Raw genomic sequence first — 378 nt, 5'->3', positions numbered from 1 at the left:
TAGGTCCGAGGTAGAAGCGTGGTGACACGTGAAGCTGACGGATACTAATCGGTCGAGGACTTAACTTACTTGATGATATATTGTTTCTTATCTAGTTTTGAAGGTATATGCCTTTAATCTTATTTTAGAACACGAAATGTAGTGTTTTTCGCGAAAGATTAACACTTACATAAAATTCTTTTAAAAATTCCTTGCATTTTTCAGCTAAGGTTAATATAATATAACTTGTCCTTGAAAAATGAATAGAATTACAAGTCCGGTGGCGATGGCAGAGAGGTCACACCTGTTCCCATTCCGAACACAGAAGTTAAGCTCTCTAGCGCCGATGGTAGTTGGGGTTTTTCCCCTGCAAGAGTAGGACGCTGCCGGGCGTTAATA

The 378-nt window shown here is 39.7% G+C and carries 1 rRNA gene; it reads left to right on the top strand.

Going from position 1 to position 378, the window contains the following annotated elements:
- The first annotated feature begins 255 nt into the window (after positions 1 to 255).
- Positions 256 to 371 (top strand): 5S ribosomal RNA (gene rrf / locus KC820_RS13065).
- Positions 372 to 378 lie beyond the last annotated feature (7 nt).

This window comes from Allobacillus saliphilus (assembly GCF_018138385.1).
Classification (GTDB): domain Bacteria; phylum Bacillota; class Bacilli; order Bacillales; family Alkalibacillaceae; genus Allobacillus; species Allobacillus saliphilus.
Note: the sequence above shows the minus strand (reverse complement) of the source record. Positions and strands in the feature narration are given on the sequence as shown.